9 protein-coding genes and 1 tRNA gene are annotated in these 14,159 nt (G+C 66.4%); 6 read left to right on the forward strand and 4 right to left on the reverse strand.

Features of this window, described 5'->3' with window-relative positions; all coding sequences use genetic code 11:
* Nucleotides 1-198 precede the first annotated feature (198 nt).
* The 5 genes from AX690_RS19375 (at nt 199) to AX690_RS19395 (ending at nt 9,656) form a co-directional block, all read left to right on the forward strand.
* A complete protein-coding gene (locus tag AX690_RS19375) occupies nt 199-2,727 on the forward strand; it encodes a TonB-dependent receptor (protein ID WP_197426915.1) in 2,529 nt (842 codons plus the stop codon).
* 321 nt (nt 2,728-3,048) lie between these two features.
* The gene (locus AX690_RS19380; RefSeq protein WP_066687747.1) at nt 3,049-4,986 is read left to right on the forward strand and encodes a TonB-dependent receptor domain-containing protein; all 1,938 of its coding nucleotides are present in this window, start codon (nt 3,049-3,051) and stop codon (nt 4,984-4,986) included.
* Nucleotides 4,986-8,894 (forward strand): cobaltochelatase subunit CobN, encoded by a 3,909-nt coding sequence (gene cobN / locus AX690_RS19385; protein WP_066730522.1) that lies wholly within the window; start codon nt 4,986-4,988, stop codon nt 8,892-8,894. The genes AX690_RS19380 and cobN overlap by 1 nt, the downstream gene beginning before the upstream one ends.
* Nucleotides 8,881-9,351 (forward strand): MotA/TolQ/ExbB proton channel family protein, encoded by a 471-nt coding sequence (locus AX690_RS19390; protein WP_066687502.1) that lies wholly within the window; start codon nt 8,881-8,883, stop codon nt 9,349-9,351. The genes cobN and AX690_RS19390 overlap by 14 nt, the downstream gene beginning before the upstream one ends.
* On the forward strand, nt 9,351-9,656 hold the full coding sequence (locus tag AX690_RS19395; RefSeq protein WP_066687499.1) for a DUF2149 domain-containing protein: 306 nt from the start codon (nt 9,351-9,353) through the stop codon (nt 9,654-9,656). Before AX690_RS19390 ends, AX690_RS19395 begins: the two co-directional genes overlap by 1 nt.
* A gap of 143 nt (nt 9,657-9,799) precedes the next feature.
* Here the strand turns inward: AX690_RS19395 and AX690_RS23065 are convergent, their stop codons facing one another.
* The 3 genes from AX690_RS23065 to gmd all read right to left on the reverse strand — a co-directional run bounded on the left by AX690_RS23065 (nt 9,800) and on the right by gmd (nt 12,440).
* On the reverse strand, nt 9,800-9,934 hold the full coding sequence (locus AX690_RS23065) for an Arm DNA-binding domain-containing protein (protein ID WP_197426916.1): 135 nt from the start codon (nt 9,932-9,934) through the stop codon (nt 9,800-9,802).
* Between the two features lie 380 nt (nt 9,935-10,314).
* Entirely contained in the window at nt 10,315-11,433 is a 1,119-nt protein-coding gene (locus AX690_RS19400; protein ID WP_066687497.1) for a DegT/DnrJ/EryC1/StrS aminotransferase family protein, read from the reverse strand.
* Between the two features lie 29 nt (nt 11,434-11,462).
* Nucleotides 11,463-12,440 carry a GDP-mannose 4,6-dehydratase gene (gene gmd, locus AX690_RS19405; protein WP_066687494.1) on the reverse strand — a complete coding sequence of 326 codons (978 nt, stop codon included), beginning with the start codon at nt 12,438-12,440 and terminating at the stop codon, nt 11,463-11,465.
* A gap of 323 nt (nt 12,441-12,763) precedes the next feature.
* Here gmd and galE point away from each other — a divergent pair, with 323 nt between their 5' ends.
* Complete coding sequence (gene galE / locus AX690_RS19410) at nt 12,764-13,747, forward strand: UDP-glucose 4-epimerase GalE (protein ID WP_066687493.1); 984 nt, start codon at nt 12,764-12,766, stop codon at nt 13,745-13,747.
* A gap of 355 nt (nt 13,748-14,102) precedes the next feature.
* Here the strand turns inward: galE and AX690_RS19415 are convergent.
* A tRNA-Cys gene (locus AX690_RS19415) sits at nt 14,103-14,158 on the reverse strand.
* Between the last annotated feature and the right edge of the window lies 1 nt (nt 14,159).

Consider the following 14,159-nt stretch of genomic DNA (forward strand, 5'->3'; position numbering starts at 1 on the left):
ACCCGCAGCCCGCCGCGGGCGGGCTGCGGGTCATCGCCGCCCTCGCCCCGTTCGGGGCGGCGATTGTCAGCGCCGTCGTCATGGCGCGCTTGCGTCTCAGCCGGCCGTCAGCCGCCAGCTGAGCCACAAAACCTTCACTGTTATTTGATGGTGATTAAAAGCATAAGAACATCACCTTAATATTATATGGAGCGGACAGTGAGCGGGTCTTATCTGAGCGCGCTGATGACGCGCGGCGGTCTTTCGGGCGGCGCCCTGGCGCTGTGCCTGGGGATGGGGTGGGCCGGCGGAGCCGTCGCCCAGGATCGGCCGACCAGCGCCTTGAACCCCGATAGCGTCACGGCGCTCACTGACATCGTCGTGACCGCGCAGAAGCGCGAGCAGCGCCTCAGCGAAGTGCCCATGGCGGTCACCGCTTACGGCTCGGATTTTCTTCAGAAGCTCGGCGTCACCAAGTTCGACGAGTTGGCCGCCTTTACGCCTGGCCTGACGGTGCAGGAGCAGAGCGCCAACAACGCCGGATTCGTCGTGCGCGGCGTGACCACCGACAGCGGCAGCGCGCAGGACGAGCCGCGCGTGGCGATCTTCTATGACGGCGTTTCGGCGTCCCGCAACCGCGGCGCCTATATGGAGCTGTTCGACCTGGACCGCGTGGAGGTGGTTAAAGGGCCTCAGGCGACCCTGTTCGGCCGCGCCGCCCTGATCGGCGGCATCAACGTCATCCAACACAAGGCCGATCTTGGCAAAGCCTCGGCCGCGGCCGAACTCGGCGTGGGCGGAGACGGCTACTACCGGGCCTACGGCATGGCCAACCTCCCGCTGGCGACCGACACGCTGGCGCTGCGCGTGGCCGCCACCGTCCGCCGCCGCGATGGCTGGGTCGACAATCTAGAGGGCGGCGATCCGCTGCAGGGCGCCAAGGCCGAAGCCTATCGCGGGGTGATGACCTTTCGGCCGAACGAGACGCTGCGGTTCGACCTCCTGGTCAACCACCACCACGACGACAACGGCGGAACCGCGTTCAAGTCGGGGACCTTCATCCCCGCCGGCGGCGAGATCAGCCCTTATACGCCGGCCCGGCTGAACCGCTCGGCGGCGGGCTTCGAGGGCGGCGCCGAAATGGGGCTGAGCCGCACGGTCGACACCGCCACCCTGCTGGGCGAGTGGCGGATCAACCCTGGCTGGACCCTGTCCAGCATCGGCGGCTGGCGCCAGTTCGACAGTCTCGAGACCAACGACCCCGACGGCTCGTCCATGCCCTTCATCCAGGGCGCGGAGGATGCTCGCGGCGAGCAATGGAGCCAGGAGCTGAGACTGCGCTTCGACGACGGCGGTCCGCTCTCCGGTTTCGCCGGCGTCTCCTACATGCACGAGAAGGGTAGTCAGCGCCTGTCGGCGACGTATGACGAGCGTTACGCCCTCGCGCTGCTCAGCGGTCTGCTGGTCACTACGCCCACGCGCTCGACGCCGAGCCTGGCGGAAGCCCAGGCGATTGGCCGGGGATTCCTGACCGCCGCGCTCACGCCTGGCTTTGGCGCGGCGTCGTCGACAGTGGCGTCCACGCTCGTGTCTTCGCTAAAGTCCGACCACTATGAGCAGTCGATCAACTACGGCGAAACCGACTCCTTCGACGTCTACGGCGATCTGACCTGGAAGCCGATCAAGGCCCTGGAACTGACCGCCGGGGCGCGGTGGACGCGGGACGACAAGACTTCGAGCGTGCGGGGCGACCTGCGGAACGGAACCAGCCGGCTTGGCGTGCTGTTGGCGGCGCTGGGCTCGACCAGTCCCGCCACCCAGGGCGCTCTGCTGACGGCGCTTCTGACCCCCGGCGCGCCCCTGCCGGCGTTTGGGCTCTTCACCCAGCCCCAGGCTCTGACCTCCAGGAGCGGCGATTTCGACGGGGTCACCTATCGCCTGGTCGGGCGCTACCAGTTCACCTCGAACGTGTCCGCGTGGGCGTCGTTCGCGCACGGACGCCGGCCGGAGGTCATCTCCCTCACCCCCGGCAGCCTTCCGGGCACCACCCTGACCGTCAAGACGCTCCCCGCCGAAGAGGTCGACTCGTTCGAATTGGGCGCCAGCGCCGCGCTGCTGAACGGTCGTCTGCGACTGAACGGTTCGATCTACGATTACGACTACAGCAACTTCCAGACCCAGAAGTTCGACAGCGGCAAGCTGGTGACGATCAACGCCGGCAAGGCCAAGGCGCCGGGCGCGGAGCTGCAGGCCACCTGGCGTCCCGCCGAGGCCCTGGAGCTGTTCGGGACCTATGCCTATTCGCACGCACGCTTCTCGGGCGGGGCCTATGACGGCGACCAGTTCCGCCTGGCGCCCGATCACAGCGTCTCGATAGGCGCCGCCTATTCGCACGCGCTCGGCGGGCTCGGCGTCCTGCGCGTCCTGCCGACCTACACCTGGCGCTCGAAGGTCTTCTTCGACGACGCCAATGATCGACGCGATCTGCAACTGCCGCTACTGCCGACCGCCCCAATGCTCCGCGATCGGGTTGTCGACGAATATCAGAAGGCCTACGGCCTGCTGAACCTGCGGGTGCGTTTCGAAGCGCCCGCCGAGGGACCCTGGGCGGTCGAGGTCTTCGCCACCAACCTGCTGGACAAGAAGTATCTGCTCGACGCCGGCAATACGGGCGACAGTTTCACTTTCCCGACCTTCGTGCGGGGCGCGCCGCGCCTCGTGGGCGTCTCCTTGAGCGGGCGGTTCTAGGGCCTGGCGCGCGGCTTGGCGCTCGCCGGGCCGCGCCAACCTTCGGGGATCTTCCGCCTGCGAGGTCGCCGGCGGAGCTGTGGCGTGCAGACGCTCACCGGTGGGAATCGAGCCCCACCGATTGGAAATACCGGCGGCGACAGCAAAGCCGCCCAACGCCTGGTCGCTCGAGCGGGCCGGCGAATGGCTCTGACAAGCGCCAAAGACGTTCCGCCCCTGGCGGCGACCTACGATCGCGGCTCAAAGTTCCCACTTGACGAGATGGTACGTTATAACGTTTCAAAGCGTCCGCAGTGAAGTACCGCTTTCTGGGGGCGTCTCGTGATCTTCAACTGGCAGCCGGCGCGACGGATCGCGCTCTTGGCGACGTCCGGCATGGCCGCCTTCGGCGGCGCGGCTTGGGCCGACGACGCCACAACGGTGGCTCAGCTCGTCGTCACGCCGACGGCGGGCGAACAGAAGCTGGTCGATGCCCCGGCCACCATCTCCGTCATCACCCGCCAGGACCTGGAGGCGCGGCCGGTGCAAGACCTGGCGGACGCCCTGCGCGGCCAGCCGGGCGTAAATGTGGGCGGCATTGGCATGACCCGGCGAGGGATCAGCCTGCGCGGCATGCCTGTCGAGCACACCCTGGTGCTAGTCGACGGCCGTCGTCTCAGCGCGGTCGGCGGTCTGGTCGCCCACGGTGACTATGACCTGGCCTGGACGCCTGTCGAAGCCGTCGAGCGCATCGAGATCGTGCGCGGTCCGATGTCGTCGCTTTACGGGGCCGATGCGCTGGGCGGCGTCGTCAATCTGATCACCCGCAGCGCCACTGACGCCTGGCGCGCATCGGCGACGATCAACGGCTCTTCCCCGGAAGGCGGAGAGGGCAAGGCCTATCAGTTCGGCGGCTATGTCGGCGGCCCGTTGGTCAAGGACAAGCTGGGCCTGAGCGTCTATGCCGACGCCACCGGCCGCGACCCGACCTTCATGGCCTCGGACCCACGCCAGGCCGAGTTGGAAGGCCGCCGTTCGGTCAACGGGTCGGCCACTCTGAGTTGGACTCCGGACACGGCTCAGCGGATCGACCTGACCTATTCGGCCGGTCACGACGTCCGCTATCGCGACACCGTCACGACCGCCGCGCCGATCACCTACTACCGCTTCTCCGACGACATCGATCGCGAACAACTGGCGCTGTCGCACACTGGCAAGTGGTCGTGGGGCGACACGCGCGTTCGCGCCTATCGCAGCGCGCTCGAGCGGGTCAACATTCGGACCAAGAAGCAGGCGCCAAGCTCGCCGGTGCGCATTGTCGAGCGGGTTCTCGACGGTCACGTCAGCGTTCCGCTCGGCGGCCACCGCGTCAGCCTGGGCGGCGACCTGCGTCGCCAGAGCTTGCGCAACCCGGAAGTCAACGCCTCGGGGAGGGCCAGCGCCGACCAGGGCGGCGCCTTCATCCAGGATGAGTGGAGCGTGACCGAGCGCTGGTCGATCGTCGGCGGCGCCCGCTTCGATCACCACGAGGCCTATGACTGGCAGACCAGCCCGCGCCTCTACACCGTGTTTCACGCCACCTCGAAGCTGACCTTCAAGGGCGGCGTCGGCCGTGGCTTCAAGGCGCCCAGCCTCACCCAGCTGTCGCCCGAATACGACGTGGTGGCGGCCGGCGGGCGGTTCACCGTCTACGGCAACCCCAACCTCAAGCCCGAGATTGGCGCGACCTACGAAGCCAGCATCGATTATGACGCCGGTCCCTGGTCGGTCCGCGCGGCGGTCTTCCAGAACGATCTGAAAAATCTCGTCGAGACGCAGTGCGCAGCCTTCTGCGGCATCCGCGGCCGTGAGGTGCGTCTCTACGGCAACGTCTCGCGCGCTCGGATCAAGGGTGTCGAGGCGGGCGCCAGCGCGCAGCTGCCGGCGGCCTTCAAGCTATCGGCCAACTACACGCACCTGGACACCGAGAACCGCGCCACCGGGGCCGAGCTGACCGAGCGCCCGCGCAATAGCCTCAACGCGCGTCTGGAATGGGCGCCGCGAGAGGATTTCTCGGCTCAGCTTCGCGCCGAATATGTCGGTCGCCAGCGCGTCAGCACCGGCGTGCTGCCCGACTACAGCCTGTGGTTCTTCGAGGCGCAAAAGCGGCTGACCCCGAACGTCGCTCTCCGGGTCGGGGTTGAGAACATCACCGATCAGCGCCTGGCCGAGAAGTCGAGCGGCTACACCTACGCCGAGCCGGGGCGCCTTTATCACCTCGGTGTCAATCTGAGCTTCTGATGCGCCGCGCGGCTTGGATCCTTGGCGTTCTTTGGCTGCTGTTCGCCGCGCTCGGCGCGGCGAACGCGCAGGGCCGGGGCGCGCCGGTCATCAGGGTCGTCACCACCGACTTCGTCCTGCCAGGCAAGATCGCGCGCCTGGATCGCTGGGCGCAGGAACGGGGGCTGTCGGTCGAGGGGCTCTATGTCGAGACCGACAAGCGCGATCCCGCCGCCTGGGGCGAGGGCGCCGACCTGATCGTCCTCGACACCCCGCGCGGCAACGACCTGGCCGCCGTTATGGCGAGGGCTGGAGGGGCGCTGGAGGCTAGCAAGACGCCTTGGTTGCGGGTCGGCGGCGGTCCGCCAGCCTACGGCGGCGGGCTCCCGCCGGAGCTGGGGCGGCGTCTGGCCAGCTACTATGGCAATGGCGGTGCGGACAATCTCGCGCTGTTTTTCGCCGCCTACCGAATCTGGCGCGCCGGCGGGGACATCGCCAGCCTGCCGCCGGCCAAGGTTTTGCCCAAGGCCGGGATCTACCATCCCGACGCTGGGGCGCCGTTCGCCAGGATCGAAGACTATCTGGCGTGGGCGGAGACGCGCTGGCCAGAAGGCGCGCCGCGCCTGGGCGTCATCAGCTATGGCGGCGCCCTGGCCAGCGGCGAGACTGACTTGCTGGACGCTTTCGTTCGCGCGGCCGAGAAGGACGGTCTTGCGCCCGTCGTCTTCTGGTTCGAGGCCAGCGATCCGCAGGGGATCAGCAAGATCGCCAAGGCGGCCAGGATCGACGTGCTGATCAATCTGCAGCACCTGCAGAACGGCGCGGCGCGCAAGGCCGAGTTCGAAGCCTTGGGCGTCCCGGTCATGGCCGGCTTCACCTATCGCGAAGGCGACATCGCCGCGTGGCGGGCATCGCCCACCGGCATTTCGCCGCAGATGACGGCGGTCCTCCTGGCCACGCCCGAGAGCTGGGGCGTCAGCGATCCGATGGTGATCGCCGCCGTCGACAAGGGCGAACTGACGCCGATCCCCGATCAGGTCGCGGCGATGGTCGGCAAGGCTCGGCGCTTGGCCCTGCTGCGAACCAAGGCCAACGCCGACAAGCGCCTGACCCTGATGTTCTGGAACCATCCCGGCGGCGAAAAGAACATCGGGGCGTCCAATCTCAATGTACCCAGAAGTCTTTCCATCCTCACCGAGCGGCTCGCCGCCGCCGGCTACGACGTGCCGCCGACCAAGGAAAAGGCTCTGATCGAAGACGCCCAGGCCATGTTAGGCGGCTATTATCGGCCCGAGACTCTCGATGACCTGCTCGCGCGGGGTCTGGCGACGACCGTGCCGCTGACCGACTATACGGCCTGGCTCGATCGCCAGTCCGCCGCGGTGAAGCAGGCGGTGACCTCTCGCTGGGGCGCGCCCGACCGTCATTGGGCCGTGCGCTTCATCGGCGGCCGACAGGTCTTCGTGATCCCGCGCCTGACCCTGGGCAAGCTAACCATCCTGCCGCAGCCGCCGCGCGCGGACCGGGTGGGCGAGGCCTATCACGACACCAAGGTTCCGCCAGGCCACCTCTATCTGGCGACCTATCTGATGGCGCGCGAGACCCTGGCGAGCGATGCGCTGATCCACTTTGGCACCCATGGCACCCAGGAATGGACGCCGGGCAAGGATCGGGGCCTTTCGGTCGAGGACTATCCGTTCCTGACCGTCGGCGACCTGCCGGTCTTCTATCCCTACATCCAGGACAATATCTCCGAGGCCATTCAGGCCAAGCGGCGCGGACGGGCGGTGACGATCAGCCACCAGACCCCGCCATTCGCCCCGGCGGGGCTCTATGACGAGTTGCGCGACCTGCACGCCCTGATCCACGAATACGACCAGCTGGACGCCGGACCCGTGCGCGAGCGCACCGCCGAGCAGATCCAGGCCCTGGCGCGGTCCAGCGGCCTTGCCGGCGACATGGGCTGGAGCGCGGTGCGGCTCCGCGCCGAGTTCCCGGCCTTCCTGCCCGCGCTGCACGACCATCTGCACGCCCTGGCGGCGACGGCGACGCCGCTCGGCCTGCACGCCTTCGGCGAGGCGGCCGCTGTCGAGCTCCGCGCGGCCACGGTCATGCAGCAACTGGGCGAGCCCTATTATCGGCGCCTTGGCCTCGACCCCAAGGAGGTGTTCGCCGAGGACTTCGGGACGCTGAAGACCTCGGCGGCCTATGCGCTGACGCTGCGTCGGCTGCAAAGCCCGGGGCCTCTGACGGACATCACCGATCCGGAGCTCTCGGCGATGCTGGAGCGCGGCGCTGTTCTGGACCGCAACCTCGCCGAAACCGGCGAGATCGAGGCCCTGCTGGCCGGTCTTTCCGGGGGCTTCGTGCGCGCCGGACCAGGCGGCGATCCTGTCCGTAATCCCGAGGTCCCCAGCGGCCGCAACCTCTTCGCCTTCGAGCCCGACAAGCTGCCGACCAAGGCGGCCTATGAGGCGGGCATCCGCGCCTTCGACCAGCTCTACGACGCCTATCGGCGCCAGCACGGCGCGCCGCCGGAGAAGCTGGCCTTCTCCCTGTGGTCGGGCGAGGCGATCCGCACCCTCGGCGTCATTGAAAGCCAGGCGCTCTACGCCATGGGCCTTCGCCCGGTTTGGGACCAGGGCGGGCGGGTGATCGGGCTTGAGATCATCCCCGCCAAGGACTTGGGGCGGCCGCGCGTCGATGCGGTGCTGCAGGCGACCAGTGTCTATCGTGACCAGTTCGACGGCTTCATGCGCTTGGTCGGCGGCGGCGTGAAGCGCCTGGCTTCCGTGGACGAGCCCGGCAATGTCGTGGCCGCCAACAGCCGGCGGATCGAGGCCGATCTGGTCAAGGCCGGCATGGCGCCCGAGCGCGCCCGCCGGCTGGCCGCCGCGCGGATCTTCAGCAACGCGCCCGGCGACTATGGCAGCGGCGTGCCTGAGGCGACCCTGGCCTCGACAACCTGGAAGAAGGATGACGAGCTGGCCGATCGCTTCCTGGATCGGTTGCAGTACGCCTATGCCGATGACGCCTGGGGCGAGAAACCCGCGGAAGCGAACCTGTTCGCGGCCCAGCTTCGCGGCGTTCAAGCCGCTGTGCTATCGCGATCCTCGAACCTGAACGGCGTGCTCTCCACCGATCATCCGTTCGAATATCTGGGCGGCCTGTCGATGGCCGTGCGCCGCCTGGACGGCAAGAGCCCGACCCTGTTCATCACCGATGCGCGCGGCGCCGAACCGAGGATCCGCGACGCGGCCTCGGTCCTGGCCGACGAGCTGCGTGGCCGCTATCTCAATCCCGAATGGATCAAGGCCATGAAGGCCGAGGGCTACGCCGGCGCGCTCGAAGTGCTGGACGTGACCAACAACCTGTTCGGCTGGCAGGTCGCCGATCCCTCCATGGTCCGGGCCGAGCAGTGGCAGGCCATGCACGATACCTTCGTCATGGACCGCCGCAAGCTGGGCCTGAACGCCTGGTTCGAGGCCAGCAACCCCACGGCCCAGGCGCAAATGATCGAGCGGATGACCGAGGCGGTCCGCAAGGGTTACTGGCGTCCCGACGAGCGCACCCTGCGTGAAATGGCCGAGCGGTGGCGGGAGCTGACCGCGCGCAAGGGCGCGCAGCGCGGGGCCAAGCCGACGACGGCGATCCTGGAAGCGGCGCTCGGCGGGTTTGGTCTCTCGGCCGGCGCGACGCCCGCCCAAGCGAAAGCGGCCGCGCCGTCCGCGCCGGCCCAGGCTTCGCCGGCTCCGAAGGTGAAGGGGCAGGTGCTGGAGAAGGTGGTCCCGCCGCCCGCCAGCACGCCCAAGCCCTTCCACGCCGTGCTGGGCCTGCTGGCCTTGATCGCCCTGCTGCTCGCCGGAGCGGCGCGGCAGCTTCTCTCCAATGCTCGAATCTCCGCGGAGTCCTTCCATGCAAAGCCTTGAGGCGGGTCTTTTCGACCTGGCCCGACTGTTCCTGCTGCCGGCGCTGGCGCTGATCCTGCTGGCCCTGGCCTACGCCTTCGTGGCCTTGGGCGGGTTCCTGATCGAAGCAGGCCAGCGCAAGGCCGGCGTCCACCGTTCCGCCCTCGCGGCCTATCAGGCCAAAACGGGCGCTGGCAGTGACGATCTGGAGCTTTGGATCATGAAGAAGCTGGAGTGGCTCCGGGTGACCTCGCGCAGCGCGCCGCTCTTGGGCCTGGTCGCCACCATGATCCCCATGGGACCGGCGCTGCTGGCCCTGGGCGAGGGCGACGGCGGCGCCATCGGCAAGAACCTGGTCGTGGCGTTCTCCGGCGTTGTTCTCGCCCTGATCGCCGCCAGCATCACCCATTTCGTGCTCACGGTGCGGCGACGCTGGTTGCTGGAAGACTTGCGCGCGCTCGAGCGGGGCGTGGCCTGATGCGGTTCCTGGAGGACGACGAGGCCGACGATCCGATCCTGTCGGTCGTGAACCTGATCGACCTGTTCGTCGTGGTGATCGCGATCCTGATGATCCTGATCGTCCGCAATCCGCTCAACCCCTTCAACGCCGATCAGGTGGTGGTGGTCAAGAACCCCGGCCAGAAGGACATGAGCATGATCGTCAAGGACGGGAAGGAGATGACGCGATACGAGGCTCGCGGCGCGATCGGCGAGGGGCAGGGCGTCAAGGCCGGAATCACCTACCGCCTGCCGGACGGCAAGATGGTGTACGTGCCTGAGTGAGCCGAGGCCCTGGCGCAATTCTTGGGCGTCTTGGCGCCCATTGTTGTCAGCGCCGAGGGCAAAGCCGCTGGGCGACCTGTTTGAACGTGAAGTCCGTCTCCGGCGTCGAGGTCGTCGAACTTCAGGCACCTGCCCTCGCGCACTTAGGAGAGGCTGGCCGTACCGGCCGGACCAAGCCCCATCTCCCGGGCGCGGCCGTTGAGCATGTAGCGATAAACCCACGATTTCGCGCCGCCCGTCTGGACGCAGAGGTTCAGGCCGCCGCCATCGGCGTACATGCCAAGCCGCGTGACTCGTTTACCCGAAGCGCCGTGAGGCGGCGCCGAAACTGGGCTGTTTCGTCCCCAAATCGTTCCACAAGCGTGACGTGGAACGTGGTGGATCGCGTCGGACGCATCGAAGCACGATTTCGCGATTTTCCCCCTATGTGGCGGGAGGGGGGGGGAGCGACATCCATGGACGTCATCGGGACTGATCAGGGTAGGGGTGGCGGAGAGGGTGTCCGCCTTCTGGGGCTTTAATTATTGGATTTATTGAAGTTTCGGCTCGTGGACCTACATTTTTACCCACATCTCTGAGCAGGCATTGGTGGGGCCATTCGACCTGTTGATTGGCGAAAGGCAGTCCCAAACGCCTGGACGAGCGCTCGCCTAGCGGACTACGTCAGCACTTGGTCGAGCGCGGCGACGACGCGGTCAATGTCAGCCTCGGTGAGGCCGGCGTGGGTGGGCAAGTTCAGACCATCTGCGCCACAAGCCTCGGCCTGCTTTAGATCGCCCGTAGCGAGATGCGCGTATGGCGGCATCACGTGCATCGGATGGAATGCCGGTCGACTCTCGATCCCGAGGGCGTCGAGGTCCCGGATCACTTGGTCGCGCGAGGTCGCCAGGCTCTCACCGAGGCGCACGGTGTACATCCAGAAGACATGCCGTCCGGTCGTCGTGACGACCGGCTTGATCACCCGATTGCCAAGGCGGGTCAGCTTCTCCTCATACCAAGCCACCACGCGTTCGCGGGCGGCCAGGTGATGTTCGATCCGCTCGAGCTGAGCGAGACCGATCGCGGCCTTGATATTGGTCATGCGATAGTTGAAGCCGACGACCGGAAACCAATAGCGACGGTTTGGGTCCATCCCTTGGTTGCGATAGAGCCGCATCCGTTCGGCGAGCGCATCATCGTTGGTGGTGATCATCCCGCCTTCCCCGGTGGTGATAATCTTGTTGCCGAAGAAGCTGAAGGTTGCGCAGTCGCCCAGCGAACCGGACATCCTGCCCTTGTAGGTAGCCCCTACAGCCTCAGCGGCGTCCTCGACCACCATCAGGCCGTGCTTCTGGGCGATCTCCAGGATCGGGTCCATGTCCGCCACCTGGCCATAGAGGTGCACGGGCATGATCGCCTTGGTGCGCGGCGTGATCTTGGCTTCGATCAGCGCCGGATCGATATTGAAGGTGCGCGGATCGTTGTCGACCAGCACGACCGTTCCGCCGCAATAGGTCACGGCGTTGGCCGAGGCGATATAGGTCAGGCTTGGGACGATCACCTCATCGCCAGGACCGATCCCCATGGCAACGAGGGCTAGGTGCAGCGCTGTCGTGCCGTTGTTGCAAGCGATGGCGTGCTTGACGCCGCAATAGTCAGCGAAGGCCTTCTCAAAATCCGTGATGAACCGCCCGCCTGAGGAGATCCAGGTGGTGTCCAGGCACTCGAGCACATAGTCGCACTCGTTACCGTCCAGGTTCGGAGCGGCAACCGTGATGCGGGTCTGATCTTGCGTCATGTCTCGCGCGCCTCGCCGCTACCGACGTGTCAGTTTCTGGAGCGCCGTACAATATCGGCCTGGACCATCTCCGCGATCATGTCCTGCATGGTGGTCTTCGGCTCCCAGCCAAGCTTCTCTTTGGCTTTTGTCGGGTCGCCGAGGAGCAGGTCGACCTCGGCGGGGCGAAGGAATTTCGGATTGATGGTCACATGGTCCAGATAGTTGAGGCCCACGCTTGAGAAGGCCACTTCGCACATCTGGCGTACGGTCCAGGTCTTACCGGTGGCGACGACATAGTCGTCGGGCGTGTCCTGCTGCAGCATCAGCCACATGGCTTCGACATAGTCGCGAGCGTGCCCCCAGTCCCGCTTGGCCTCAAGGTTGCCCAGTTCGACGGTTTTCAGCTGGCCAAGCTTGATGGCCGCCACGGCGTCGGTGACTTTACGGGTCACGAACTCGATGCCGCGCACCGGGCTCTCGTGGTTGAAAAGAATTCCGCACGACGCGTGCAAGCCGAAGCTCTCGCGGTAGTTCACGGTCATCCAGTGGGCGTAAAGCTTGGCCACCGCATACGGCGAGCGCGGGTAGAACGGCGTGGTCTCTGATTGGATCGGATGCTGCACCAAGCCGTACATCTCCGACGACGACGCCTGATAGAAGCGCGCCTGCGGGCATTCCTGCCTCACAGCTTCCAGAACGTTCGTCGTCCCCAGGCCCGTCGCCGACCCGGTCAGGTGAGGTTGGTCCCAGGACGCGCCCACGAAACTCTGCGCCGCGAGATTATAGACCTCGTCGGGTTGGATGCGGCGCATGAGGCGCGACAGGCCGCCTTCGTCGAGGAGGTCGCCCAACTCGAAGCGAATATCGTCATACACGCCGATCCAGCGTAGCCGATCGCCGATGACGTCGGCTGACGCCGAGCGCCGCAGCATGCCGTGAACCGTATAGCCCTTCTCCAGCAGAAGCTTGGCGAGGTAGGCGCCATCCTGGCCGGTGATACCGGTGATCAATGCTGTCTTGGCCATACGCTCAGTGAATCTGCCGTTACGAGAAGCGGCGCAATCTGGTGCATTTCGCCTGCCTCCACAACCGCGCAACTGTGGGCGGTGGAGTGCTGGGGGCGTCAACCGCCAGTCTTGCTAGACCCGCCCGTGAAGCCTTCTCGACCTCGTCCGGAGCGATGATTCCGCGACGGCGCTAACGCATGGAAGCGAACAGCGACTATATCGAACGGCGGACACCGACGGTGACATTGAGGTCCGCCGGTGGCGCTTCTGCGGCCACCGTCAGTGAACCGCCTAACTGAGGACTGGAGCGCGATCGGCGACGTCGCGGCTCGGAGAAGTTTATGCAGACTGTCTTGGTGACCGGCGGGGCCGGCTATGTCGGGTCGCATTGTTGCCTGGCTCTCGCCGCGGCCGGATTTCGGCCAGTCGTGTTCGATAACCTGTCCAACGGCCATCGTGAGCACGTGCAATGGGGGCCGCTGGAAGTCGGCGATGTCCGCGACGCCGCGCGCCTGAACGCGGTATTCGCCGCTCATGCGCCGGTGGCGGTTCTTCACTTCGCCGGCCGCATCGAGGTTGGGGAGTCGGTGAAAGATCCTGGCGCCTTCTATGATCATAATGTCGGCGGGGCCATCACCGTGATCGAGGCCGCCCGTCGCGCCGGCGTCAACGCCATGATCTTCTCCTCGACCTGCGCAACCTTCGGCGAGCCGGTGGCCGTGCCGATGGATGAGCGCCACCCTCAGGCGCCCCTGGCCCCCTATGGTCGCAGCAAGCTGATGGTTGAGCAGGCCCTGGCTGACTATGATCGTCATGTCGGCTTTCGAAGCGCGGTGATGCGCTACTTCAACGCCGCCGGGGCCGACGCCGAGGGGCGGATCGGCGAGTGGCACGAGCCCGAGACCCACGCCATTCCGCTGGCGATCCAGGCGGCTCTGGGGCAGCGGCCGAATTTCACGATTTTCGGCGATGACTACGACACTCGCGACGGTACGGCCGTGCGCGACTATGTCCACGTGCTGGACTTGGCCGACGCCCACGTCGCGGCTCTAAAGCGGTTGCTGGCGGGCGGATCTTCGGAAGCGTTCAATCTGGGGTCCGGGACTGGCGCCACCGTGCGCGAGCTGGTCGACGGCGTTGTTCGCGCCACCGGGAAGCCGCTGCCTCTGCAGATGGCGCCGCGCCGCCCTGGCGATGCGCCCGTGCTGGTCGCCGACAGCACCAAGGCGCGGCAGGTGCTCGGCTGGACACCTTCGCGCGATTTGGATGCGATCCTGTCCAGCGCATGGCGCTGGCACTCAGGTCAAATCCGCACTGGCAAATAGCTCGCGCAGGATCGGCCGATGGATGAGGGTGATCGCAACCCCGCGAGACGCGGTCGGTTCTCAGTCGGTCCCCATAGGCAGTTGCAGGTTTAAAGCGTGACGCACAGCAGAGGCTGCGCGGCCAAGAACTCCACTGAGTTCGTGTCGAGGTAGAGTAATTCTGTGTGCATTTCGTCACAGTTCGATCAGACGCGCACGATATTCTTTTTAACTGAACTCTACCGGAATGCTGTGGCGGCGCCCGTCATTAGGGCGAAAATGTCCGTCCAACGCGCAGAAATCGCCCTTCCGCGAAAAAAGGTTGGTTAACAACCCCCGCGAGCGGTTGTTCGATGAGCGCCGATTTAGTAAAGGCTTCCGGAATCGAACCGGCGTGCACGGATTTGCAGTCCGCTGCGTCACCACTCCGCCA

Source organism: Caulobacter sp. CCH9-E1 (genome assembly GCF_001556515.1).
GTDB lineage: Bacteria > Pseudomonadota > Alphaproteobacteria > Caulobacterales > Caulobacteraceae > Caulobacter.